The organism is Plantibacter sp. AC185, assembly GCF_979258065.1.
In genome coordinates this window covers 1,910,132-1,932,240 of the sequence record NZ_OZ409831.1, presented here as the reverse complement: position 1 = coordinate 1,932,240, position 22,109 = coordinate 1,910,132, and the positions used below count along the sequence as shown (strand labels likewise).

The 22,109-nt window shown below is 69.6% G+C and carries 25 protein-coding genes; 8 read left to right on the top strand and 17 right to left on the bottom strand.

Going from position 1 to position 22,109, the window contains the following annotated elements:
* Positions 1-530 precede the first annotated feature (530 nt).
* The 8 genes from ACZZZB_RS09235 to ACZZZB_RS09200 form a co-directional block, all read right to left on the bottom strand.
* Positions 531-2,039, bottom strand: coding sequence for a PucR family transcriptional regulator (locus tag ACZZZB_RS09235; RefSeq protein WP_229940036.1), 1,509 nt, complete (start codon positions 2,037-2,039; stop codon positions 531-533).
* Positions 2,036-3,091: a DUF917 domain-containing protein gene (locus tag ACZZZB_RS09230; protein ID WP_229940035.1), complete on the bottom strand. Its 1,056-nt coding sequence runs from the start codon at positions 3,089-3,091 to the stop codon at positions 2,036-2,038. Before ACZZZB_RS09230 ends, ACZZZB_RS09235 begins: the two co-directional genes overlap by 4 nt.
* A 9-nt stretch (positions 3,092-3,100) precedes the next feature.
* Positions 3,101-4,249, bottom strand: a complete 1,149-nt coding sequence (locus ACZZZB_RS09225; RefSeq protein ID WP_463529512.1) for a DUF917 domain-containing protein — start codon at positions 4,247-4,249, stop codon at positions 3,101-3,103.
* Entirely contained in the window at positions 4,246-5,349 is a 1,104-nt protein-coding gene (locus tag ACZZZB_RS09220) for a DUF917 domain-containing protein (protein ID WP_124768045.1), read from the bottom strand. The genes ACZZZB_RS09225 and ACZZZB_RS09220 overlap by 4 nt, the downstream gene beginning before the upstream one ends.
* The gene (locus ACZZZB_RS09215) at positions 5,346-6,899 is read right to left on the bottom strand and encodes a hydantoinase/oxoprolinase N-terminal domain-containing protein (protein WP_159876842.1); all 1,554 of its coding nucleotides are present in this window, start codon (positions 6,897-6,899) and stop codon (positions 5,346-5,348) included. Before ACZZZB_RS09215 ends, ACZZZB_RS09220 begins: the two co-directional genes overlap by 4 nt.
* Before the next feature lie 67 nt (positions 6,900-6,966).
* Entirely contained in the window at positions 6,967-8,319 is a 1,353-nt protein-coding gene (locus ACZZZB_RS09210) for a purine-cytosine permease family protein (protein ID WP_463529511.1), read from the bottom strand.
* Positions 8,320-8,632: 313 nt separating this feature from the next.
* Complete coding sequence (locus ACZZZB_RS09205) at positions 8,633-9,361, bottom strand: alpha/beta hydrolase (RefSeq protein ID WP_192018987.1); 729 nt, start codon at positions 9,359-9,361, stop codon at positions 8,633-8,635.
* 62 nt (positions 9,362-9,423) lie between these two features.
* On the bottom strand, positions 9,424-9,711 hold the full coding sequence (locus ACZZZB_RS09200; RefSeq protein ID WP_463529510.1) for a hypothetical protein: 288 nt from the start codon (positions 9,709-9,711) through the stop codon (positions 9,424-9,426).
* A gap of 53 nt (positions 9,712-9,764) precedes the next feature.
* Here ACZZZB_RS09200 and ACZZZB_RS09195 point away from each other — a divergent pair, with 53 nt between their 5' ends.
* Together ACZZZB_RS09195 and ACZZZB_RS09190 are read left to right on the top strand one after the other, a co-directional pair.
* Positions 9,765-10,319, top strand: coding sequence for a GNAT family N-acetyltransferase (locus ACZZZB_RS09195; RefSeq protein WP_192018989.1), 555 nt, complete (start codon positions 9,765-9,767; stop codon positions 10,317-10,319).
* 160 nt (positions 10,320-10,479) lie between these two features.
* Positions 10,480-10,683 carry a hypothetical protein gene (locus ACZZZB_RS09190; protein WP_124768057.1) on the top strand — a complete coding sequence of 68 codons (204 nt, stop codon included), beginning with the start codon at positions 10,480-10,482 and terminating at the stop codon, positions 10,681-10,683.
* 69 nt (positions 10,684-10,752) lie between these two features.
* Here ACZZZB_RS09190 and ACZZZB_RS09185 read toward each other — a convergent pair whose 3' ends face one another.
* Positions 10,753-11,661, bottom strand: a complete 909-nt coding sequence (locus tag ACZZZB_RS09185) for a cation diffusion facilitator family transporter (RefSeq protein ID WP_137242748.1) — start codon at positions 11,659-11,661, stop codon at positions 10,753-10,755.
* Between the two features lie 69 nt (positions 11,662-11,730).
* Positions 11,731-11,943, bottom strand: a complete 213-nt coding sequence (locus ACZZZB_RS09180; RefSeq protein ID WP_191940084.1) for a hypervirulence associated TUDOR domain-containing protein — start codon at positions 11,941-11,943, stop codon at positions 11,731-11,733.
* Between the two features lie 143 nt (positions 11,944-12,086).
* Here ACZZZB_RS09180 and ACZZZB_RS09175 point away from each other — a divergent pair, with 143 nt between their 5' ends.
* Both ACZZZB_RS09175 and ACZZZB_RS09170 read left to right on the top strand, forming a co-directional pair.
* Complete coding sequence (locus ACZZZB_RS09175) at positions 12,087-12,293, top strand: hypothetical protein (protein ID WP_191940085.1); 207 nt, start codon at positions 12,087-12,089, stop codon at positions 12,291-12,293.
* 50 nt (positions 12,294-12,343) lie between these two features.
* The gene (locus ACZZZB_RS09170) at positions 12,344-13,618 is read left to right on the top strand and encodes a threonine/serine exporter family protein (protein ID WP_463529509.1); all 1,275 of its coding nucleotides are present in this window, start codon (positions 12,344-12,346) and stop codon (positions 13,616-13,618) included.
* 51 nt (positions 13,619-13,669) lie between these two features.
* On the opposite strand, the gene ACZZZB_RS09165 is transcribed toward ACZZZB_RS09170, so the two are convergent.
* The 3 genes from ACZZZB_RS09165 to ACZZZB_RS09155 form a co-directional block, all read right to left on the bottom strand.
* A complete protein-coding gene (locus ACZZZB_RS09165) occupies positions 13,670-14,758 on the bottom strand; it encodes a GrpB family protein (RefSeq protein ID WP_463529508.1) in 1,089 nt (362 codons plus the stop codon).
* An 85-nt stretch (positions 14,759-14,843) separates the two neighbouring features.
* Complete coding sequence (locus ACZZZB_RS09160) at positions 14,844-15,149, bottom strand: helix-turn-helix domain-containing protein (RefSeq protein WP_071261530.1); 306 nt, start codon at positions 15,147-15,149, stop codon at positions 14,844-14,846.
* 5 nt (positions 15,150-15,154) lie between these two features.
* On the bottom strand, positions 15,155-15,502 hold the full coding sequence (locus ACZZZB_RS09155; protein WP_371742765.1) for a type II toxin-antitoxin system RelE/ParE family toxin: 348 nt from the start codon (positions 15,500-15,502) through the stop codon (positions 15,155-15,157).
* Between the two features lie 174 nt (positions 15,503-15,676).
* Between ACZZZB_RS09155 and ACZZZB_RS09150 the strand changes: the two genes are divergently transcribed.
* Positions 15,677-16,261, top strand: a complete 585-nt coding sequence (locus tag ACZZZB_RS09150) for an NADPH-dependent FMN reductase (RefSeq protein WP_192018993.1) — start codon at positions 15,677-15,679, stop codon at positions 16,259-16,261.
* A gap of 114 nt (positions 16,262-16,375) precedes the next feature.
* On the opposite strand, the gene ACZZZB_RS09145 is transcribed toward ACZZZB_RS09150, so the two are convergent.
* A complete protein-coding gene (locus ACZZZB_RS09145) occupies positions 16,376-17,491 on the bottom strand; it encodes a zinc-binding alcohol dehydrogenase family protein (protein ID WP_463529507.1) in 1,116 nt (371 codons plus the stop codon).
* Positions 17,492-17,591: 100 nt separating this feature from the next.
* Between ACZZZB_RS09145 and ACZZZB_RS09140 the strand changes: the two genes are divergently transcribed.
* Positions 17,592-18,158, top strand: coding sequence for a TetR family transcriptional regulator (locus ACZZZB_RS09140; RefSeq protein WP_229940595.1), 567 nt, complete (start codon positions 17,592-17,594; stop codon positions 18,156-18,158).
* On the opposite strand, the gene ACZZZB_RS09135 is transcribed toward ACZZZB_RS09140, so the two are convergent.
* Positions 18,155-18,469: a hypothetical protein gene (locus tag ACZZZB_RS09135; protein ID WP_137242740.1), complete on the bottom strand. Its 315-nt coding sequence runs from the start codon at positions 18,467-18,469 to the stop codon at positions 18,155-18,157. The two genes, ACZZZB_RS09140 and ACZZZB_RS09135, sit on opposite strands and share 4 nt — an antisense overlap.
* A 73-nt stretch (positions 18,470-18,542) precedes the next feature.
* On the opposite strand from ACZZZB_RS09135, the gene ACZZZB_RS09130 reads away from it, so the two are divergent.
* Entirely contained in the window at positions 18,543-19,160 is a 618-nt protein-coding gene (locus ACZZZB_RS09130; RefSeq protein WP_463529506.1) for a hypothetical protein, read from the top strand.
* Between the two features lie 26 nt (positions 19,161-19,186).
* Here ACZZZB_RS09130 and ACZZZB_RS09125 read toward each other — a convergent pair whose 3' ends face one another.
* On the bottom strand, positions 19,187-19,456 hold the full coding sequence (locus ACZZZB_RS09125; RefSeq protein ID WP_463529505.1) for a hypothetical protein: 270 nt from the start codon (positions 19,454-19,456) through the stop codon (positions 19,187-19,189).
* Between the two features lie 70 nt (positions 19,457-19,526).
* Complete coding sequence (locus ACZZZB_RS09120; RefSeq protein ID WP_137242738.1) at positions 19,527-20,573, bottom strand: LacI family DNA-binding transcriptional regulator; 1,047 nt, start codon at positions 20,571-20,573, stop codon at positions 19,527-19,529.
* Positions 20,574-20,739: 166 nt separating this feature from the next.
* Between ACZZZB_RS09120 and ACZZZB_RS09115 the strand changes: the two genes are divergently transcribed.
* Complete coding sequence (locus ACZZZB_RS09115) at positions 20,740-22,035, top strand: ABC transporter substrate-binding protein (RefSeq protein ID WP_137242737.1); 1,296 nt, start codon at positions 20,740-20,742, stop codon at positions 22,033-22,035.
* Positions 22,036-22,109: the final 74 nt, after the last annotated feature.

Below are 22,109 nucleotides of genomic sequence, written 5' to 3'. Positions count from 1 at the left end.
CTTTCCGGTCCCTGAGTTTCCTTTCCGGTCCCTGAGTTTCCTTTCCGGTCCCTGAGCTTGTCGAAGGGCGGGGTTGTCCGTGTGCACTTCGACAGGCTCAGTGACCGGGGAAGGTGTCTCGAACGGTTTTCGGTCCCTCAGCTTCCTTTCCGGTCCCTGAGCTTGTCGAAGGGCGGGGTTGTCCGTGTGCACTTCGACAGGCTCAGTGACCGGGGAAGGTGTCTCGAACGGGTTTCGGTCCCTGAGCTCCCTTTCCGGTCCCTGAGCTTGTCGAAGGGCGGGGTTGTCCGTGTGCACTTCGACAGGCTCAGTGACCGGGGAAGGTATCTCGAACGGTTTTCGGTCCCTGAGCTCCCTTTCCGGTCCCTGAGCTTGTCGAAGGGCGGGGTTGTCCGTGTGTACTTCGACAGGCTCAGTGACCGGGGGCGGCTCAGTGACCGGGGAAGGTGTGTCGAACGGTTTTCGGTCCCTCAGCTTGTCGAAGGGCGCACTTCGACAAGCTCAGTGACCAGGGTGCTTCAGCGCTTCACTCACCGCACGGCGCGGCAGGCGAGGTGGAGCGCGAGGCGCACCTCCGGGTCCGCCATGTCGACGCCGAGGAGCTCCTGCGCGCGGGTGATCCGCGTCGCGACGGTGTTGCGGTGCAGTCCGAGTGCGGCGGCCGTCGGCGCGACCGCGGACTCGTGGTCGAGGTAGGCGGACAGCGTCGTCAGCAGTTCACCGTTGCCGGTCTGCAACGGTGCGAGGAGCGACCGCGCCGCCGGGACGAAGGTGTCGTTGCCGGTCCAGGCGAGCAGGAGCTGTTCCAGGCCGAGGCCGTCCACCCGCACGAACCAGCCCGTCGTCGACCGGTTCGCGGCGATGCGCACCGCGTCGGACGCCTCGCCGAGTGACGACGTCAAGCCCGCCGATCCGCTCGCCAGCGACCCGACGGCCGTCGCGACGTTGAACGAGCGCCGCGCCTCCGCGTGCAGGTCGCGGAGGGCGGCGATGTACCGCTCGACCTGCGGTGGCTCCGGCGGTTCGCCGAAGGTCAGCCAACCGCTCACCCCGCGGCCGCTCGTCGTCGCGTGGGAGTCCACGGCGATCCGCCCGAGCGCGCCGGTGACGAAGCGGAGGAGTTGTAGGGCGTCCACCCGGCTCCGGCCGACGATGCGGAACGCGAGGTGGTAGCCGGTCGTCCGCCAGCCCCGCTCGAGCATGCGGCGTTCGACGTCCGGGTCGGGGCGGCCGCGGAGGTCCACGAAGTCCCGCAGGACGCCGGACGACACGGACGCGTCACTGACCTCGGCGACCTCGTCGATGAGGATCCGCGCCGCGACGGCGGGCATGGCGACTTCGGCGGCGACCGCGAGCGCACTCAGCTGTCGGTCGTCGAGTCCGTCCCCGAAGAACGCGACCCGGAGGCCCTCCCGGCTCGGGCTGTCCACCCGGACCGATGCCGCCGCGCCGCGCCCGGCCTTCGTCAGGTCGACCCAGGGGCCGAAGTCGATCGCCGCGTGTACCTCGGACGGCAACCGCCCGCCGGCCTCGAGCAGGACCCCCTCGCTGTCGATGAGGGCGATCCCGTGGCCGATGCTCGTCGAGAGGTGGCGGAGCAGGTCGGCCAGGCCCTCGGCGTGGTACTCGATGGACTGCGCGACCTTGCGGACGTACCCGAGGGTCAGGGAGTCCCGTGCCTCGACGAGCTGCCAGCACGCTTTCGCGAGCAGCATCGGTCGGTCGACGTGCAGGAGTGAGAAGCCGAGTCGGTCGGCGAGCGCGCGCGTCCCCGCGCCGAAGCCGTCGGCCTCCGGGATCGCCAGGGCGAGGAAGCCACGATCCCGGGTGCGACGGACGAGTGCGTCCTGCTGCCACGGCCTCGTGGGTGGGGCTCCGGTCACCACGGCCAGTCGTCCGGCGCCGTCCTCGGGGAGGGCCGCCTCGTTCGTCTCGACCACGACGCCGGCCCAGTTGGCGTCGGCCGGGCCGGCGATGAGCCGCACGCCGCCGTTGTCGGGGTGGACGAGGAGCGCACCCAACTGCAGGCGATCGCTCATGCCGGGACCTCGTCGGTTCGGACCTCGTCGAGCTCGTCCAGGCCGTAGGCGGACGGGAGCACGTGGCGGAGTCGCTCCGGGGAGCCGGACCACCAGTCCGGACCGTCGACCCGGATGACGGCGACGTGTCTCGCCATCGAGATCGCGGTGACCTCGAGGATGTCCCGCGAGACGGCGTCGACTACGACGATCAGGTCCGGCGCGGCGGCTTCGAGTCGTCCGTCGGTCATGAACGCGAGCGTCTCGGAGCGTGCGACGAGACGGTGCAGCGCGCCACTGCTCCCGTCGATCCCGAAGGTGAGCACGTGCGGGTCGCGGGAGTCCGGCTCGATGCTGCTGATCCGTCCCTCCGCGAGGAGCCGTCCACCCAGCGACTCGGCCAGGGCGGTCAGCGGGCCGTCGATCCGCGCGAGGAACGCACCGCCCAGCTCGAGTGCCCGGGCGGCGTTCCCGACGATGGCGTGCGCGCGGAGGTCGCCGACGGTGAAGCCCGCGAACACCATGCCGCCACTGCCGCCGGCTTGCACGATCGCCGCGCGGACGACGCGTTCGATGTCGAGGGCCCGCTCGGTCTCGACGAGGGCGACCCCGCCGGCACCGGTGTCGCAGGTGACGACGATGCCCGGGACCTCGTCCACGAGGATCGACATCTGGTCGAGCGAGGGGACGGCACGTCCGGTCAGATCAGCGTCGACGATGGTCCGCCCCGCGGCGAACGCGAAGGGGGTGAGCCCGTTGACCCCGCCACCCTCCAACGAACAGATGGCCGGGATGCGGTGTCCGAGCCAGCGCTCCGCGGCCCCGATCAGCCGCCCGAACGGATCCGTGCCGGGCAGGCGCTCGCTGAGCAGCATCGTGGAACCGACGAAGCCGACGGCGAGACACGGGGTCTCCGGGTCGAGGTCGTCGACGCTGTGGAGGTCGAACGGCCAGGCACGCTCGTCGCGGAGCGCCAGCTCGAGCATCGTCGTCGCGCCGCCACCTCCCGAGCCCAGGATCGCGAACCCCGTCGCCAGGGCGGGGAGGCGATCGCGCTCGAGGAGGGTCGGCATGCCCTCAGCCTAGGCTCGGACCGCCTGACCAGCTGCGAACGCATCCGCGGCTTCCGCAGCCGCTGCCTCGCCCTCGACCGGGACGAACGGCTCCGTCAGCCCGAACGCGGTCGGCCCGAAGGCGCGCAGTGCGTCGGGCGTGCGCATGAGTGCCGGCGTCGAGATCCCGAGGACCCGCACGCGTTGGCCGTAGCGGAGGCCCTCCGTGGTGATCGGCTCGGCGGTCTCGTGGTCGACGATGCAGATGAGGTCCGGCACGATCGCGACGACCTCTCCGTTCCACCGGGCGATGAGGTTCTCGTTCTGGAACGAGATCTCGAGGCGTTCGGAGCTCGACGGGTCGGCCGACCAGATGACGGCCGTGCCCTTGGCGAAGCCCTCGGTGGTGCGACGCTCCACGTCGGCCACCTTCCCGACGAACAGCTCCCGCACGTGGGAGTAGAGCGTCGTGGACAGCGTGTCGGCGATGGCGGCGAACGGCGAACGGTGCTCCTCGCGCGCGACCCGGATCGCCCGGCCGAGGGCCAGAGCCATCGAGATCGTCCGCGGCACCGCGGTGCGGCGCACGTCCGCCCCGGTCATCGCGTACTCGGCGATGTGCGCGACGCCGCCGAGGCGGATCGCGATGCCGCGCGCCAACCACTCCATCTGTCGGTCGTCGTCGCCGGTGTCGATGATCACGCGCTCGCCGCGTTCCCCGGCGATGGCGAGCGGCGAACCGTGCACGCCGTACACCGCGAAGGTCTCCATGGAGAGCTCCGGGAAGGCCCGGCCCATGCCGTCGGCGTCGACGACCGGCAGCCCGGTCTCGGCGGCCACGATGAGCGGGATCATCGAGTTGATGCCACCGCACTCGATCGGCATGGTCGCGTCGGCGGTGCGCCCGAGGTGCTCCTCCAGTGTCCGCAGGGCGAGCGTCGGTTCGAACCCGGCCGGGATCTTCTCGACCATGACCGTTGGAGCGCCCATCTGCGCAGTGGGGATGACGAAGAGGTCGTCGGCGAGGTCGTCGGGGTCGAGGATCGTGATGGAGCGGTCGCCGAGCACCTGCTTCACGAGCATCATGCCGATGTACGGGTCACCTCCGCCGCCGGTCCCGAGAAGGGTGGCGCCTCGAGCGAGGTCGGGCAGGTCGTCCGCGGTCACCGTCCAGCTCATGCGGCGACCTCCGGCGCGTCCGGCGCAGGCGTCTCGGCCGTGCCGTCGAAGCGGTGCGAGGGCACCTCGTACCCGAAGTACCCCGGCCCGACCATCGCCAGCGCCTCAGGACTGTGCCAGCGGTCGTCGCTCGGTGCCGAGATCACGCGGACACGCTGTCCGTAGCGGAGCCCCTCGGTAGTGATGGGCTCGCCGGAGTCGTGCTCGAGCACCATGATGAGGTCGGGCGTGGTCACGAGGGTGACGCCGTCGAGCGCGGCCATGAGGTGCTCGTTCTGGAACGACAGCTCGAGGCTCGCGTCGACGCCGTCGATCCGGGCGCGACCGCGGGCGAACCCGGTGGTGGTCGCGCGCTCGACGTCGACGACCTTGCCGGAGAACAGTTCGCGACCGCCGAGCAGCTGCACGGTCCGCTCCACGGGGTCGGCCTTCTCGGCTCGGGCCGCCTCGATGCCGTCGCCGATCTCGCGGCACAGCGACAGCGAGTCGGCGACGAGCGCCTCGCGGGCCTGCGCGCCGGACATCGGGAAGCCGGAGATCATGACCGAGCAGCCCATCTCGACACAGGCCACGCGGGCGATGCGTTCGGTCCAGCTGTTGTCGACGGTCGTGAGGACGCCGGTGTTGCCCTTCTCGTCGCTGAACGCGAGCGGGGAGGCGTCGATGCCGTACAGGGTCGGGAGCACCATCTGCAGCTCGGGGAAGGCCCGCCCCATCCCGTCGGCGTCGATGAGGGGGAGTCCGAGCGCTGCGGCTGCGGCGATCGGGATGGTCGAGTTCACACCGCCGACCTCGGCGCACGCGATGTGCGTGACCGGGCGACCGAGAGAAGCACTGAGGGCGTGGACCGGTGCGACGACCTCGGTGAGGCTCGGCAGCTTCTCGACCATGACGGTCGGGGCGCCCATCATCGCGACGGTGAGGACGAGCGCGTCGTCGGGGACCTCGTCGAGGGTGACGACGGTGACGTCGCCGTGCTCGCGGAGTGCCTGCGCGGCGAGGAGCGCGCCGATGTACGGGTCGCCGCCGCCGCCGGTCCCGAGGACGGCCGCACCGCGGGCGAGGCCGGGAATGAGCTCGGCCGAGATGGTCCAGCTCATCGGAGGCCTCCCATGTCGAGGTCGCCGACGGCCTTCACCCGGATGCGCGTGGCGTTCCCGGGGAGATAGGGGATCGGGACCTCGTCGAAATCGACGATCGCGACCGACGCGGGGGAGGCGCCGGCCGCGATCGCCTTGTCGATCGCCTCGGCACGGACCTCGGCGATCGCCTCCTCGCGTCGGCCGGGTTCGATGGCGTAGACCTTGTCGATCTCGCCCCCGACCTGCGCGATGGAAGCACCGATGGCGTTCGCCACGGCGTAGTTGTCGGGCCGGTGGACGGCGCCGAAGATGGGGAGTTCGTCTGAGAGCAGGATCGACCCGCCGCCGACCGCCACCACGGGGATCGGCTCTGGAGAGGTGCGCATGCGGTCGACGGCCTCGGCGATGCGTTCGCCGATCCGCTCGAGGACGCGCTCCACGAAGACCGGGTCGAGGTGGGCGACCTTCGAGGCGTCACCGATCGACGCGCGACCGGCGGCCACGGCGATGTCCGTCGCCGTGAGGGTGCTGCCGCCGAAGACGAGGGCCTCGGTCATGAGCTTGTACCCGACGGATGCCGGGCCGACCTCGGCGGTCTCCTCGTCGACGATGCTGCCGCCGCCGATGCCGATGGACAGGACGTCGGGCATGCGGAAGTTGGTACGGATCCCGGCGACCTTGACCTCGTTCGCCGTCTCGCGGGGGAAGCCGTTGATGAGCAGGCCGATGTCCGCCGTGGTGCCGCCGATGTCGACGACCGCGCAGGTTGCGAGTCCGCTCGTGAGTGCCGCCCCTCGCATCGAGTTGGTGGGGCCGGAGGCAAACGTCGCGACGGGGTAGAGGCGCACGTAGTCCTCGTCCATGAGGGTGCCGTCGTTCTGGCTGAGGAAGATGGGCGCCTCGATGCCCTGCTTCCGGACGGCGGCGGTCAGCCCGTCGACGATCTCCGAGGCGAGCTCGCGCAGGGCTGCGTTGATGATCGTCGCGTTCTCGCGCTCCAGGAGGCCGATGCGCCCGATCTCGTGCGAGAGCGAGATGGCCACGTCCGGGCCGAGGACCTCGCCGACGATCCGCGCCGCCTCGACCTCGAGGTCGTGGTTGACGGGGCTGAAGACGGAGGAGATCGCGACGGAGCGGATGCCGTTGACACGCATGTCCTCGGCGTGTGCCCGCAGCTCGTCGGGGTCGATCGGCGAGATGGGGCGTCCGTCGAACTCGTAGCCGCCATGCGCGAGGTAGCTGCGTGCACTGATCGCCTCGACGAGCTCCGCCGGCCAGTCGACGAGCGGCGGCAACGCGCGGGTCGCCGGGAGCCCGAGCCGCAGTGCCGCGGTGGGTGCGAGCCGCTTGGCCTGCACGAGGGCGTTGATGAAGTGCGTCGTGCCGATCATCACCGCGGTGATCTGCTCGCCGTCGAAGTGGTGGCCGCTGCGCAGTTCGCCGATCGCCTGGACGATCCCGTCGGTCACGTCCGGGGTGGTCGCGTGCTTCACGGCCGCCAGGGTGGTGGTGCCGTCCATGAGCACGGCGTCGGTGTTGGTGCCGCCGACATCGATACCGATGTGCATATGAGGGGTTCGCTTTCTGTTGGTGCGGTGGAGCGGTGTGCGGTGGAACGGTGCGCCGGGCGCCGGGTCAGTTCGTGGCGGGGGAGGTGGCGTCCGCCTGCTCGGGTGCGGCGATCTGCGAGGTGTGGGCGACGCCGACACCGCGGACCAGGCCGAGCTTGCCCGCCGCGATGTACAGCACCATCGAGAGGATGAGCGACAGGACGGCTGGGATGCCCCAGGTGACGAAGTACCCGGTGATCGCGGACCCAGCCCAGATGATGATGGTCGCCGGAACGATGCGCGGCGCGGTCGTGGGCAGGCGGCCCGAGGCGCGGGTCTCGTCGAGCTCGCCGCGCCAGCGCTTCACGATGAAGTACTCGGCGACCATGATGCCGGCGATGGGCGGGAAGGCGACGCCGAGGATGATGAGGAAGCCGGAGAACTGCCCGAGGATGCCGACCGCCGCGAGGATGGAACCGACCACACCGAGCACGATGGTGGTGGTCACGCGGTTGAGGTTCTTGCCGAACGCGGTCGAGATGAAGTTGACCAGCCCGAGCGTCGACGAGTACAGGTTCCAGTCGTTGATCTTGAGCGTCCCGGTGATGACGATGATGAGGCCGATGAGCCCGACCGACGACGTGACGATCGCGACGACGTTGCCCGACGCTGCGGCGTGGGCGAGCAGGACCCCGGAGAGGCCGATGACGAACTCACCGAGCGAGACGCCGACGACGGTCTGCTTGATGACATCGGCGCGGGACCGGTTGAAGCGGGTCATGTCGGCGGTGATGATGGCGCCGACGATGAGACCGCCCGCGACGATGCCCGTGCCGGCCCAGACGCTCATGGTGGGGCCGGGTGCCGGGCCGGTGACGAGTTCCATGAAGTCGTGCTGGGTGAGTTCGCTGATGATCGACCAGCCGACGAGGATCAGGAACAGCGGGACGGTGATGTTCGCGAGCCACTGCATGCCCTTGAACCCGTAGGCGACGATGGCGGTGACGGCGAGACCGAAGATGAGGCTCCAGGCCCACACCGGCATGAAGCCGGGGAGGAGGGCGTCGAGCGACTCGGCGGAGATGGCGCTCTGGATGCCGAACCAACCGATGAGGCTGATGCCGATCGCGAGTCCGACGAGTGACGCGCCGATCTCGCCGAAGCCGGTCCAGCGGGCGAGGAGGGCGGTGTTGAGGCCCTCCTTCTGGCCGATGATGCCGACGATGCACATGATCACCTCGAGGATGATCGAGCCGAGGAGCAGAGCGAGGAACGCCTCGCCGAAGGTCATGCTGTAGCCGAGGGTGGCGCCGAGGAGGAACTGGGACAGGGCCGACACCTGTCCGAAGCGTTGGACGGCGATGCCGAACCAGGGCTTCTGTGCGTCGGGACGGACGCGGGACAGGGCGAAGTCGTCTGCGTGTGCCATGCGAGCCATGCTGGTCTCCAGAAGTGGGGGAGGGAGCGGTGCGGGTGGCGGCAACGTTACTGACGGCTCGCCCGCAGCAGAATGTGCATCATGCAGGAATGTGCGCGCGATATCAGCACTCTGCACAGGCACCCCGTCTCACCAGGTCGCTGAGTGACCCACCTGGTCCCTGGGCGACCCACCTGGTCCCTGAGCGACCCACCCGGTCCCTGAGCGACCCACCCGGTCCCTGAGCCTGTCGAAGGGGGTGTCCTCCGTGTGCACTTCGACAAGCTCAGTGACCGAGGAAGGCGGCTTGGTTGGTTTCGGTCCCTGGGCCGGCTCAGAGCGAGGCCTGGATCACCTCGAAGGTCCGTGCCCCGTCGAGCGCCGCCATGTCGTGGCGGATCCCCGGGAACCGCGTGACGGTCCAGCCGAACCGTTCGTAGCGCTCGACGTCGGCTCTCGGAAGGACGAGCTTCGCGTCGTCCGACAGCACCAGCGTCGAGGGGACGATCGGTGCCGACGGCGTGACCGGGTTCGCTGCGACGTCCTGCAGCACCTCCGCGATCATCGACCGGTCCCACGCGGCATGCGCGGCCTCGGCGAGCGCGACGTTCGCGGGCCCCGTCGCGGGGTCCGTGCGGTCGTACAGCCAGGCCAAGAGCCGCGGCAGTCCTGGGATCGCCCAGAACAGGCGGGCTCCGAGACCGCGACCGGGGAGTTTCAGCCCGAACCCGGGATCGAGGTAGATCGCGTGCGCCGGGTGGAGCGGCCCCACGATGTCGATGAGGAGCCGCCCGCCGAGGGAGTGGCCCACGATCGCGTCGAGGCCGGTCGGCAGCGTGTCGACGAGGTCGGCCGCGAGTGAGGCGATGTCGTAGCGCTCGCCCCGGGTCCGATCGGCGCGTGGGCTGGAGCCGTGACCGCGCAGGTCGACGAGCAGGAACGTGTACCGCTCCGGGTCGGACGCTGCGACGACGTCGGTCCAGGCGGCTCCGTCGGCCAGGAACCCGTGGATGAGGGCGATTCGGATCGGGCCGTGCCCGCGTTCCTCGACGTGCAGTCGCATGGCCCTCCTCCGTCGGTGCTGGGGACGACTCTACGCGGCGAGGCCGCGCTGCGTCGCTGCACTCAGGAGCGCACGAGCAACCAGGCGAACGCGGCGAACGACACGAGTCCGAGTGCTGCGCCGACGATCGACCCGATGAGGCTGAAGGTGGGCCAGCGGGCGCCGGGTTGGCGACTCATCCTGATGCCCTGGGCGGCGAACAGCAGCGGCACGAAGCAGGCGAGCACCGAGAACGTCCATGACCCGCCGTCTCTCGCCGTCGCGGCGACGAGGTAGATGGAGAACGCGGCGATGGCGATACTGAGGATCGCGCACGCGCGCGCCGAGATCGGTTCGTTCTTCGAAGCCATGGGCTCAGGGTATCGAGTGGGGCAGCCGCCGACCAGAGAGCAGAATGGAAGGCATGACCGACGCGCCGCCGACCCTGACGGAACGACTGACGCTCACGCGTCCCACCGAGCGCGATCTGCCGGAGCTCCACGAGCTCCATGCCGACCCCGCGGTCTGGACGCACCTGCCGTCCGCCCGACACACGGCGCTCGCCGAGACCCGTGAGCTCATCGAGCGGTACCAGGCCGGCTGGGAGGCGAACCGTCTCGACGTGTGGGTGGCGCGCGACACCTCGACGGGTGCGTTGGTCGGCATCGGTGGCCCGAGCCTGCGTGGCGGGGTCGCCTGGAACCTCTACTACCGCCTGGCGCCCGCGGCGTGGGGGCGCGGATACGCGCAGGAGCTCATCGCGGCCGCGCGAGCCGCCGCATCGGCGTCGGCACCGGATCTGCCCGTGGTGGCGTTCCTCCTGGAGCACAACGAGGGATCACGACGGGCTGCCGAACGCGCGGGGTTGGAGGTCGTCTGGCGTGGCCCCGACGCGGGCAACCCGGATCCCGATGCCGTGCGCCTCGTGTTCGCCGACCGGGCGCTCAGCGACGAGGCGCTCCGCGTGTTCGTGGGCTGAACCACCGCTGCACCCGATCTCCGAGCGTCTCGAAGGACGCCGCTTCCGGGCGCGACCGGGTATTTTCGGTCAACCGGCCGCGAAACGCAAGCAGTCTGTTCACCGGAGACGTTCCTCGATACGGTTGGAAGATATGTCAGCCACGGTCGAGATGGAACACATGAGTCAGGTAGAACGCGAACGCCCGCTCCTGCGCAAGGGGAGCGAGGCGAGTTTCGTCCGGTGGGCCTTCGACGGTCGCTCCTGGTGTGCCGACCTCGTGAGCGGACAGTACCGAGGCGCGACGAAGACCGGTTGGCTCCTGCAGACCGAGAACGAGCAGCGGGAACTGTCCAACCAGGAGTGGGCTCCCTGCATGGCGTGAGCCGGCACTGAGTCGCCCGACACTGCACGGAAATCCAAGAATTTCGAGCAGTTTTGGGCAGGTCAAGGCTCAGACGGTGATCGACGGCTCGTCGCTCACCGAGAGCGTGAGCACGGCCTTGCCGATGAGGTCGTCCTGCTCGAGGTCGCCTTCGAGTCGGCGGAGCTGACGCGCGACGTCGTTCTCGCGGTCGTCGCCGACGAGGTCGACCGACGCGACGAGGAAGAGGCGTTCCGGCCCGCTGAACTCGAGGTACAGCGCCGTGACCCGCTCGATCTCCGGGTGCGTCAGGAGCGCGGTGATCGTCTGCGCGCGGTAGGCGGGGCTCGGCGAGGCCCCGAGGAGATAGCGCCGGTTGCGGTTGATGAGCAGCAGCGCGACCCCGCCGAGCAGGACGCCGATCGCGATCGAGCCGATCGCATCCCACACCGGGTCGCCGGTCACCTGGTGGAGGCCGATGCCGGCCCCGGCGATGATGAGGCCGAGCAGTGCTGCGGAGTCCTCGAAGAACACCGAGCGGAGCGTCGTGTTGGAGCCGTTCACGATGTAGTCGAAGAAGCCGCGGCCGTACTTCTTCGCCGTGCGCCGACCCTCGAGGATCGACTGGGTGAAGGAGAACCCCTCCAGGAGGAAGGCGACGCCCAACACGAGGTAGCTGAGGGCGTAGTTCTCCATCGCCTCCGGTGCGGTGAGGCTCTGGATACCGTGCTGGATCGAGACGACCGCACCGACGGTGAAGATCCCGAAGGCGGCGAACAGCGAGAAGATGTACGCGTCACGGCCATAGCCGAGCGGATGTGCGGCGTCGCGTTGCTTGTCGGCCCGTTTGTCGGCGATGAGGAGGAAGATCTCGTTCCCCGCGTCGGCCCACGAGTGCGCGGCCTCAGCCAGCATCGACGCCGACCCGGTGAGCGCGGCGACGATGGACTTGGCGATGGCGACGATGACGTTGGCCAGGAAGGCGATCACGACGGTCATGCGCCAACGCTACGCCCAGCCGGAGTGCGCCGCGTACGCCCGGACATCCGGACGACCGCGGTCCGGGCCTCAGGATTTCAGGACGCGTAGCGCGGAGCCCTTATGTGCGGCCTTCGCGCCGGTCTTCTCGGACTCCACGATGAACGCGGGCTCGTCCTTCGACGCCGTGAAGTGCTGGTCGTCGAACTGGAAGTCCGCGGTCTTCCGCTCGACGACCTTCCCCTGCGTCCGCCCCTGCGAGGTGCCCCACGACACGCGGTCACCCACTCGTACGTCTGCCATGCTGCCTCCTCGGCGCTCAACGCCGCGCGCGCGACGTGACAGCGACGATGCCAGCGTGTCGGCGGCCGGACAAGCGCTTGCGCCGCGCGAGCGCAGGGGATATCCCCCGAGGTCCAGGGGCTCCGCGGGCATAGCGTGTCCCCATGGCCTCGTTCACTCCGGGAAGACCCCGACTCGCGCTCGGCATCGGCATCGTGGGAGTCGTACTCGGGGTGGCGCTCATCCCGGTCGCCATCGCGAACGCCCACGGCGACTTCGGCTTCCATTTCTGGTGGATCGTCATCGTCCCGATCCTCGCCGGCCTGTACTTCGGTGTGGCAGGAGCCGTCGCCCTCCGCAACCGCCGCTGAGGCGCACGGCAGCCGCGGGCACCCCTCGAATCTCGCGTACCGTTGGCGGGATGAGTGATGACGCCGCGACCGATGAGCACCGCAGAACCGCTGCGCACGCCTACAGTGCGCTCGGCTGCCTGCTCCTCGATGCCGGCACCTCCGTCACCGACGTCCGCGACTCCCTGGAGCGCGCCACGGTCGCATCGGGCGACGAGGGCCTGGCCTTCTCGGTGCTGCCGCAGCTCATCATCGTGAACGACGTGCGCACCGGCGCGGTGCTCGCGGCCGGCAACACGCACTGCGAGCTGTCGTTCCGGGGCGCGGCGCGGGCGAACCGGCTCATGCGCGAACTCGAGCTCGGACACTGGCCGGTCGGTGATCTGCCGGCCCGTATCCAGTCGATCCGGGAGACGCCGCGCCCGCATGCGTCGATGCACTGGGTGGTCGGGAACCTGCTGCTCGCGGGAGGGCTCGCACTGCTGTTCCGCTGCCCATGGTGGGCGATCGTCGCATCCATGCTCGTCGGTGCCTTCGTCGGCCTCGTCATCACCCTGCTGGCGCGGTGGCGGGGAGCGGTCGCGATCGCCCCGTTCGTGACGGCGTTCGTCTCGACGACGCTCGTCGGGACGCTCGCATCGGCGATGGATCTCGGCCCCGTGCCGCTGTTCGCCGTCTGCGCGCCGATCGCGATCCTCGTGCCCGGCGCGCTTATCACCAACGCCCTGCTGGAGTTGACCGCGACGGACATCGTGACGGGCTCGGCACGCCTGATGTACGGGCTCATCGTGCTCGCCTTCATGGCGGCGGGGATCTCGGCCGGGGCGCTGCTCACCGGCCTGTCGATCGACCCCGACTCGACGGCGCTCGTCGGTCAGGTGGTCCGCGGGAGCTCGGACCTCGTCGGGTGGGAGTCGGTCCCGCCGCTGTGGTTCACGTGGATCGGCGTCGTGATGCTCGCGGCCGGGATCGGGATCGCGTTCGGTTCGGGCCGCTCCCTGACGCTGCTGACCATCTGTGTGATGGCGCTGACCTACGCGGGCATCGTCCTGTTCGCCCCGCTCGTGGGGAACGCGGTCGCGACGGGGCTCACCGCCGGGCTCGTGTTCGTCGTCGCTCGCATCGTCGAGCGGTACTCGGCGGCGGTGCCGTCCAACGTCACGTTCCAGCCGGCCCTGCTCATGCTCGTGCCGGGCACCGTCGGGCTGGTCTCCCTCGCGACGCTCGAGGGCTCAGCGGTCACGGCGGCGCTGACGGTCTTCATCAGCCTCTGTGTCGGCGTCAAGACGGCGGCGGTCCTCACCGGTGTCGTCATCCCGCCGGTGCGTGCGGCCGCACGTCCCTGAGTCGCCCGGAATGGTCCGAAACCGCGCCGAATTCGTGCAGATTCAGGCGACTCAGCGGTTCAGTGCTGCCCGCGCCCGCGCCTTGATCGCGAGGATAACCTCGGTCTTCGCGTCGGCGTAGTCGTTCATGTCGTCCCAGGACCTCCCGAGCAGCTCCCGCTTGGTGCGCTCGTACAGCGCGCGGTCGTCGGCGTCGGAACGCAGGTGGTCGCGGAGGAGGAGGTACTCGTCGATCTCCGGTGCGCCCTGCTCGTAGAGGTGCACGTGGACGTCGCGCTCCGGCGTCCGCACCATCCGATGGCGGGGCTCACGGACGCGCAGCACGTAGCCGGCGGCCAGCAGGGGGTCGAGGTAGTCCTCATCCGCCGTGATGTCCTCCACGGCGACCACGATGTCGACGATCGGCTTCGCCGCGAGTCCGGGCACCGAGGTCGAGCCGATGTGCTCGATCGCGACGGCACTGGACCCGCCCGCGCTCGTTCCGAGGGCGTCGATGATCCGCTGCCGGTGCTCCCGGTACCGTTCGGGCCACTCCGGGTCGGCGTCGTGCAGCTCGACCCGGACCGGCTCGGGGCCTCCGACCAGCTCGAGTGTCGTGACGTCCGGGCGGCGGGGACGTCGGCGCAAGCCGTTCTGGATGGCTCGGATGTTGTCGCCGAGCACCCCCGAGGCCAGCAGTCCGGAGCCGAGCGGCCCGGACGGATCGGTGCCGAGTGCCGGCAGGAGGCGGAGTGCCGACCGGACCGCGTCGCTCAGGTGGTCGAGCTGCCAGGCGATCTCGGCCGCGCCGGCTCCGGCCTGATGCAGCTCGGCGGCTTTCGCCGCGTAGGCGGCGGCGCCGAGCGCGTGGGCTCCCATGTGCGCGACACCTGCTGCCTGCCCGGCCGACCACGCGGCGGCTTTGGCTGCGGGTGAGGACACCACCTGCGACGCTCGGTTGGCGACGAAGCGTCGGCGGATCTCCCCGGCGGTGTCGAGGTCACCGGCTGCGAACGCCCGCGCACGGGCGATCGCGTCGCGTGGACGATCGTCGTCCGGGGCCTCGGCTTCGAACAGCGGCAGTACCCGTTCGGCGCAATTGGCGGCCCACGAGGCGACGAGACGGCGGTCGGCTTCACTGAGGGACTGCGTCGAGAGCATGCTCCACCCTTGCAGACCCGCCGGGCCCACCGTGGGGTGTCGCCGGTTACGGCGATTGGGAGGCGAAGCGCTGGGGCCTCCTCCGTTAGGCGACCTGGACGCGCTGGTCGCCAGAGACGTACTCGATGACCAAGCCGCCGCCGACGGCCTCGAGGTACTTCCGGATCGTGCCGATCTTCGCGTTGTCGAGGTCTCCATGCTCGATCTTGGAGACCTGGCGCTGTCCGACACCGATGCGCTCGGCAAGCTGAATCTGCGTCAGACCCATTGCTTCACGCAGCTCCCGCAGCTGATGCGCTCGGATTTCACCAAGCATCCGGGTTTTGTGGGCATCCACGCGTTCGCGGTCGACAGGGCGCTCCGCGAGAAGCTGCTCACGTGTCAGAGCCATGATGCTCACTCTCCTTGGGACTTCATTCGTTGTACGTGGGCGTCGAACAAGTCGTCTGCGACAGGAATGTTCTTCGTGTACCAGGTCTTCCAGTTGCCGGCTTTGTCGCCGGCCACGAGCAGAATCGCCTGCCGACTGGGATCGAAGGCGAACAGTATCCTCAGTTCGGATCGCCCTGACGAGCCTGGCCGCAGCTCTTTCATGTTCTTGTGTCTGGAGGCCTTCACCGTGTCTACGATCGGACGACCCAGTTGCGGGCCGCGCTCCTCAAGTAGCTCGATCGCGGCGATGACCTGCTCGTAGGAATCCGAGTCGAGAGACGTCAACCAACGTTGGATCGGTTCGAGGTCCACGCTCCACAAGGGTTGAGTCTAGACCCTGCGAGGTCTGCGTGCAATGCATGCCGCGCCTGGCGGCGTGACGGACCAGACGGCGGTCGGCTTCACTGAGTGACTGCGGCGAGAGCCTGCTCCACCCTCGCACACCCGCCGCGGTCGGAGCATGGGCAGGCGGGTTAGCGTAGAGGGATGGCCGCCTTGAACCTGCCCGTGATCTCCTGCAGCCTTGATCCGGCGAGTCGGAGCCGGACCCTCGCTTCGGCGAGCAGCGAGCTGCTGCGCGAGCAAGGTCATGACTCCTCCGTCATCGATCTGGCCGAGATGGAACTGCCGCCGTTCGACAACGACCGGGTCTTCGAGAGCCCTGCGTTCCGTCGGCTGCATGCGTTGATCACTGCTGCGGACGGCGTCGTCCTCGCCTTCCCGGTCTACAACTGGGCACCGGCCGCAACGGTGAAGTCGCTCATCGAGGCGACCGGCGCAACCGGTGAGGACGGCAGGGTCGCCGCCTGGTTCGACAAGGTCGTGACCTTCGTCTGCGCCGCCGGCCTGCCGCACAGCTACATGGCCACCGCCACGCTCGGGCAGTCGCTCATGCTGGACTTCAAGTGCGTCATCAACCCGTACACGGCCTACCTGTCGGAGCGGGACTGGGAGCGTCCCGAGGCGCTGAAGGCGGACCGCGCCGAACGTCTCGCGAAGACGATGAGCGTGCATGCGGAGCTGTCGGCGCTCCTCGCCGAGCGGAGCTACCGCTCGGTCTGGGAGGTGTGAGACGCGGTCTCGCCAAGACGATGAGCGTGCACGCGGAGCTGTCGGGGCTCCTCGCCGAGCGGAGCTACCGCTCGGTCTGGGAGGTGTGAGGGCTGAGCGCCACGGTCCCGCGCCTCACAACCGCACGACGAGCTTGCGGGCTGAGACGCCGCCGTGGAGTCGGTCGAGGGCCGGCTGGATCGCTTCGAGGCCTTCGCCGACCACCTCGGGGGCTGGCGCGCAGACGTGTCGTCCGCCTGCGAGCGCGCCCGGCAGGTAGTCCTCCCACAGCATCGGCCCGACCTCGTTGGTCATGAGGGAGCTGCCCCACACGTACCGCGCCGAGATCCCCGCCCGACGGGCACGGATCTGGAGCGCGACGTTGGCCGCCACGAGCCGGGTCATGGTGCGGACGAACGTCAGACTCGGGCCGGCCCGACGAGGCAGTGACCCGAACGACACCGACGGGCTCGCGAGTGCGACGCGGCGCGCACCGGTGGCGGCGGCGACGGCGACGGCGGGTTCTGCGGAGCCGGTCCCGACGGCGAGCACGCCGACGACCGAGGAACCACGGAGGGCGTTGACCAGATCCGCCACGACGGTCGGGCTGCGGTAGTCGAGCACGATGTCGGCACCGAGCTCGCGCATCCGGTCGTGGTTGTGCGGCGAGGCGGTGGTCACGACCCGGTGGCCGGAGGCGACAGCGAGCTGGATGGCGTTGCTCCCGACGCTCGTGGCGCCGCCCCAGACGACGACGGTCGTCCCGGTGGGAGTGGGGTGCTCCGAGGGGTGGAGGAGCGCGAGGTGGTCGCGTTGGAAGAGGGCGGTCGCGGCCGTGGAGATCCCGAGCGGCAGGACGACGGCGTCCTCGTCTCGCAGACCGTCCGGGATCGGGGCAGCGAGGTCCGCCCGCACGACGGTGAACAGCTGGAACCCGCCCTCGGCGTCATGGCGCCGACCGCGCTCCATGCCGACCGCGTACGCGACGACCCGGTCGCCCACGGCGAAGCGACGGACGTCCGGCCCGACGGACACGACCTCGCCCGCGACGTCCTCACCGAGCACGGCGGGCGAGGGGAGCCACCGGTACATGAGGTTCCCGGTCTGCTGCTTGACGTCGTCGAGCGGATTCACCGCGACCGCACGGTTCCGGATGAGGAGTTCGCCCGGGCCGGGTTCGTGCATCGCAGCGGGACCGACGACGAGGTCCGCGCGGGGTGCTGGCAGCCAGGCTGCGGTGTTCGTCGGCATGAGGCCTCCAAGGGTGTTGCGGATTGGCGTAGCGATGATGACACGGTGTGCCATCACTCTACACCTGACGACACGACGTGTCATCGGCTATCCTGATCGCATGGCACGCTGGGCACCCGACGCCGCTCTCCGACTCGAGAGCGCTGCGATGGCGCTGTTCGCCGAGCGGGGCTTCACGGCGACGACCGTCCCGGAGATCGCCGAAGCCGCCGGGCTCACCACCCGCACGTTCTTCCGTCACTTCGCCGACAAGCGCGATGTGCTCTTCCTCCGCGAGCGCGAGCTCCCGACCGTGGTCGGACGGCTGGTCGCTGCGGCGCCACCAGGACTCGACGCGCTCGCGCTCGTGATGTCCGGCCTCGAGACCGTGGCCGCCGGTGAGCTGCAGCGCTGGCGGGACGACATCGCGGCCCGCCGCGCCGTCATCCGGTCGGAACCGCAGCTGCGCGAGCGGGAACGGCTGAAGTCGGCGGTCCTCACCGACGCGATGCACGATGCCCTCATGGAGAGTGGTGTCACGTCAGCCGACGCGGCGCTCGCCGCATCCATCGGTTCGGCACTCTTCGACGCCTCCCTCGAGCAGTGGCTCGCCGGACCGGGCGACGTGCTCCTCGTCGACGTGCTCCGCGCGATGCGCGCCCGACTCGGCGACCTCGCGGGTCGCTAGGGCCGATCCCGGCTCCGCGTCTGCTGCTCGGGGAGCCCGACCTGCCACAGGATGAACGCCACCGCGCTGCAGACCGCGAGCGCGGCGCCGATGATCAGTGCAGCCGTGCCGGTGGAGGCGAGCCAGTCGTGGTGGCTGATCCAGCCGGGATCGTCCTGCGGGAAGTCGAGGAACGACGCGTAGGTCGAGATGCTCACGACGCCTGCCCCCAGGAACGCCGCGGCCAAGACTGATGCGCACCAGGACAGGGTCAGCCAGCCTCGGGCCTGGGTCGCGCCCGGGCGCGCTCGTGTGCCTCGCGATTCCCCCATGCAGCGAGGCTATCGCGACGCCGTGCCACGAGGTCGATCGATGGAGCGGCGTCCGATGGTCGAGGATGAGGGCATGTCGAAGCAGCAGTCGGGCTCGCAGGAGCACCGCGATCCCACCACCAACCCGTACCGGATGAGTCGACGGCGCATCACGACGTGGACTTGCGCGCTCATCGCCTCCGTGGTGCTGCTCGTCGTCGTCGCGATCGTCTTGGCCGCCATCGGCGGCGACAGTGCCGAGTCCTGGGTCGCGATCGTCCTGTTCGTGGCGTTCGGCGTACCCGTCGCTGCGGCCGCCGTCTTGGGCGGGTTGGCGATCGCCTCATGGGGGTGGGTGGCCGGCACGGTGTTCGGTGTCGGGTGGCTGACGCTGCTCGTCGTCGTCGTGAACAACGGGTTCCATCTGCTCTTCGACGGTCAGGCTGTGGGACCCGTGATCTATGACGAGGCGATCTGGCAGGCAAGCGGGGTGGGCGGACTGGTCGTCGGTGGGGTGTTGTTCTTCGTCGCCGGCTGGCAGGGCGATGTCCCGATGTGGATCGGCGGGCCGGCCGGGGGAATCGACGTCTCGCGCAGGCGCTTGAGGGGTAGAGAAGGCGACTCGGTCGGCTCTGGCGCGGTGGTCCCGCCACCGAAGCGGAAGCCGCGTCCGAAACCGAAGCGTCGCCCGAAGCAGCAGCGACGTCGCTGACGGCTCACGCGGCCCGGGCGGACCGGTCAGTCGCCGCCGCCCCCACCGCCCCCGTCTCCGCCGCCGCCGGAGTCGCCGCCACCGCCACCGTCCCAACCGCCGGAGTCGCTTCCGCCGTGGTGGCCGCCTCCATGGTGACCGTCGCTGTCGACGATGAACGGCATGCCGGAGTCCGAGGTCGTACCACCGCGATGCTTCGACCCGCCGCTACGTCGTCTGGCCTGCACGGTGATCGTGAAGACGATGACCGCGACGGCGGCGAGGACCACGATCATGATGACGGTTGAGCTGTCCATGGCTCGACCGTAGCGATGTCCGACGGCTGTCGCATCACCCGCGCGGCGAGTATCGGCGTCCGACCGGACTTCAGCGCCTCGGGATCGTGGAACCGCGGAGGACGAGGCGGCCCGGCAGGTATTCGACCCCCTGCGCGACCTCCGTGCCCTCGATCGCCTCGAAGATGCGGGTGGCGGCGAGCCGGCCGAGCTGTTGCAGGTTGGCGTCGATCGACGACAGCTCCGGGCGCGAGTTGGTGGCCAGGATCTCCCAATTGTCGAAGCTGACGACCGCGACGTCGCTCGGGACGTCGCGCCCGAGGTCGCGGACGGTGTCGAGCACGCCGCGGGCGATCTGGTCGGAACCGGCGACGATGCCGTCGATCTCCGGGTGCTGTGCGAGCAGCATCGCCGCCGCATCGCGACCCCAGTGCTCGGTCCACTCCGAGAACATCGGCGAGCCGACGAGCTCCAGTCCCGCCGCCGCGAGGGCGTTCTGCACGCCCGTCACGCGGTCCCTGGCAGCCGCGTACTGCGGCTCACCCGTGATCATCGCGATGCGGGAGCGCCCGCAGGCGATCAGGTGCTCGACGGCGAGGCGCCCGCCGTCGCGGTTGTCGGGGGTGATGGACACGTCCGTCGGATCGTCGGACGGTGCGTACGCGTAGACGACGGGGACGGGCAGCTTGTGGCCGAGCGAGGGCCGTGGGTCGGTGCTGCGACCCACGACGATGATGCCGTCGACGCGCCGGGTGAGCAGCGCGTTGAGGTGGTGCTGCTCGCGGATCGCGTCGCCGCGGGCGTCGCAGAGGAACACGTTCACCTGGCCTGCGCCGAACGCGTCCTCGGCGCCCATGAGGATGGGGATCACGAACCGGCCTTCGAGGTCGCTCGTGAGGAGGCCGACGGTGCCCGTCCGGCCGTTGATGAGGCTCCGGGCGAGTTCGTTCGGGGTGAACGAGACGGACTTCGCGGCATCGAGCACGCGCTGTCGGGTCTTCGGCGCGACCTCGCTCCGCCCGTTGATCGCCTTCGACGCCGTGGCGATCGAGACGCCCGCGATGCGCGCGACGTCACCGAGGGTCGCCGCCCGACCGGCAGCGATCCCGGTCGTCGCCGAAACATCGTTGTCTGGCATGAAACGCCCCCTCTTCATCTCTCGGAAACGTTACCGGATATTCCTCTTGACGCTACTCTGATCCCAGGCTAGCTTTACCGAAAGGGCTTTCGACAGTTTCGAAACCTCTCCCGAAGCACCGCCGGACCCGACCGGTCCGCTCAACGAAGAGTCAGAGGAGTCACACATGCGCAGCACGCACATCACACGCAAGCAGCGGGTCGGAGGGGTGTTGGCGGCCAGCGCCCTGCTCCTCGGCCTCGCCGCCTGTTCGTCCAGCGGCGGTGGGAGCGCCCCGCTCGCCAGCGCCGGACCCGAGGGCGTCGACGACGGCTCGGAGCTCACGCTCTGGACCCGCGCCCCACTCGAGAAGCAGGCGAAGCTCCTCGTGGAGGCCTACAACGCCTCGCACGAGAACCAGGTGAAGCTCACCGTCGTCCCGAACGACGACTACGTCGCGAAGGTCGGTGCGGCGGCCGGCTCCGACAGCCTCCCCGACCTGTTCGCCGCCGACATCGTGTACGTCCCGAACTGGGTCGAACAGGGCCTCTTCCAGGACCTCACCGCGAACATCGACGGGCTCGACTTCAAGGACGAGATCAACCAGGGCCACCTCGCCGCCGGCACCGCGGACGGTAAGGAACACGTCCTCCCCTTCGTCCTCGACCTCTCGATGCTCTTCTGGAACAAGGAACTCTACAAGGAGGCGGGCCTCGACCCCGAGCAGGGTCCGACGACCCTCGCCGAGTTCGCCGAGGACGCCAAAGCCGTGCAGGCGCTCAACAAGCCGGACACCTACGGCACCGCCACGGGCCTCAACTGCGGCGGCTGCCTCGTCTTCACCTGGTTCCCCAGTGTGTGGGCCGACGGTGAGCAGGTCATGAACGAGGACGGCACCGAGTCGCTCCTCGCCGAGGACGGCGCGAAGGAGGTCTACAGCACGTGGGCCGATCTGTGGAAGTCGGGCGCCGTGCTCCCCTCCTCGAAGGACGAGGCCGGACCCACCTGGACCGCCGGCTTCACCGAGGGCAAGGTCGGCGTCATGCCCTACCCGGCGACGCTCCTCTCCTCGACCCCGTTCGACGTCGGCGTGTCCGGCATCCCGGGGCCGAAGGGCGGCGACTCGACCTTCGTCGGTGGCGACGGCATCGGTGTCTCCAAGGACAGCAAGAAGGCCGCGCAGTCGTGGAACTTCCTCAGCTGGCTGATGTCCGAGGACGCCCAGGTCGGTGTTCTCGCAAAGGACAACGACGTGGTCTCCCGCTCCGACCTCGCGGAGAACGAGTACTCGAGCAAGGACCCGCGCCTGGTCACGATCAACGAGGTCGCATCGAAGGGTGACACCCCGTACTCGTTGAACTTCCAGGAGGCCTTCAACTCGCCGACCAGCCCCTGGCTGACGCTCGTGCGCAACGCGGTACTCGAGGGCACCGACTCCGTCGACGCCGACAACGACGCCATCACGGACGTGCTCTCGCAGTAGTCCGACCGCCGGTGCGCCGCCGTGATCCCCCCATCGCGACGGCGCATCGGCACCCACCCGTTCGAAAGGTCCCA

Excerpts from the sequence above, each read along its gene's own strand:
- ACZZZB_RS09205 (WP_192018987.1), bottom strand. The coding sequence starts at position 9,361 with ATGCGACTGCACGTCGAGGAACGCGGGCACGGCCCGATCCGAATCGCC.
- ACZZZB_RS09210 (WP_463529511.1), bottom strand. The coding sequence starts at position 8,319 with ATGGCTCGCATGGCACACGCAGACGACTTCGCCCTGTCCCGCGTCCGT.
- ACZZZB_RS09230 (WP_229940035.1), bottom strand. The coding sequence starts at position 3,091 with ATGCCGACCCTCCTCGAGCGCGATCGCCTCCCCGCCCTGGCGACGGGG.
- ACZZZB_RS09145 (WP_463529507.1), bottom strand. The coding sequence starts at position 17,491 with ATGCCGACGAACACCGCAGCCTGGCTGCCAGCACCCCGCGCGGACCTC.
- ACZZZB_RS09215 (WP_159876842.1), bottom strand. The coding sequence starts at position 6,899 with ATGCACATCGGTATCGATGTCGGCGGCACCAACACCGACGCCGTGCTC.
- ACZZZB_RS09150 (WP_192018993.1), top strand. The coding sequence starts at position 15,677 with ATGGCCGCCTTGAACCTGCCCGTGATCTCCTGCAGCCTTGATCCGGCG.
- ACZZZB_RS09140 (WP_229940595.1), top strand. The coding sequence starts at position 17,592 with ATGGCACGCTGGGCACCCGACGCCGCTCTCCGACTCGAGAGCGCTGCG.
- ACZZZB_RS09175 (WP_191940085.1), top strand. The coding sequence starts at position 12,087 with ATGGCCTCGTTCACTCCGGGAAGACCCCGACTCGCGCTCGGCATCGGC.
- ACZZZB_RS09220 (WP_124768045.1), bottom strand. The coding sequence starts at position 5,349 with ATGAGCTGGACCATCTCGGCCGAGCTCATTCCCGGCCTCGCCCGCGGT.
- ACZZZB_RS09225 (WP_463529512.1), bottom strand. The coding sequence starts at position 4,249 with ATGAGCTGGACGGTGACCGCGGACGACCTGCCCGACCTCGCTCGAGGC.
- ACZZZB_RS09165 (WP_463529508.1), bottom strand. The coding sequence starts at position 14,758 with ATGCTCTCGACGCAGTCCCTCAGTGAAGCCGACCGCCGTCTCGTCGCC.
- ACZZZB_RS09135 (WP_137242740.1), bottom strand. The coding sequence starts at position 18,469 with ATGGGGGAATCGCGAGGCACACGAGCGCGCCCGGGCGCGACCCAGGCC.
- ACZZZB_RS09125 (WP_463529505.1), bottom strand. The coding sequence starts at position 19,456 with ATGGACAGCTCAACCGTCATCATGATCGTGGTCCTCGCCGCCGTCGCG.
- ACZZZB_RS09115 (WP_137242737.1), top strand. The coding sequence starts at position 20,740 with ATGCGCAGCACGCACATCACACGCAAGCAGCGGGTCGGAGGGGTGTTG.
- ACZZZB_RS09180 (WP_191940084.1), bottom strand. The coding sequence starts at position 11,943 with ATGGCAGACGTACGAGTGGGTGACCGCGTGTCGTGGGGCACCTCGCAG.
- ACZZZB_RS09195 (WP_192018989.1), top strand. The coding sequence starts at position 9,765 with ATGACCGACGCGCCGCCGACCCTGACGGAACGACTGACGCTCACGCGT.
- ACZZZB_RS09190 (WP_124768057.1), top strand. The coding sequence starts at position 10,480 with ATGAGTCAGGTAGAACGCGAACGCCCGCTCCTGCGCAAGGGGAGCGAG.
- ACZZZB_RS09130 (WP_463529506.1), top strand. The coding sequence starts at position 18,543 with ATGTCGAAGCAGCAGTCGGGCTCGCAGGAGCACCGCGATCCCACCACC.
- ACZZZB_RS09200 (WP_463529510.1), bottom strand. The coding sequence starts at position 9,711 with ATGGCTTCGAAGAACGAACCGATCTCGGCGCGCGCGTGCGCGATCCTC.
- ACZZZB_RS09235 (WP_229940036.1), bottom strand. The coding sequence starts at position 2,039 with ATGAGCGATCGCCTGCAGTTGGGTGCGCTCCTCGTCCACCCCGACAAC.
- ACZZZB_RS09185 (WP_137242748.1), bottom strand. The coding sequence starts at position 11,661 with ATGACCGTCGTGATCGCCTTCCTGGCCAACGTCATCGTCGCCATCGCC.
- ACZZZB_RS09120 (WP_137242738.1), bottom strand. The coding sequence starts at position 20,573 with ATGCCAGACAACGATGTTTCGGCGACGACCGGGATCGCTGCCGGTCGG.
- ACZZZB_RS09160 (WP_071261530.1), bottom strand. The coding sequence starts at position 15,149 with ATGGCTCTGACACGTGAGCAGCTTCTCGCGGAGCGCCCTGTCGACCGC.
- ACZZZB_RS09170 (WP_463529509.1), top strand. The coding sequence starts at position 12,344 with ATGAGTGATGACGCCGCGACCGATGAGCACCGCAGAACCGCTGCGCAC.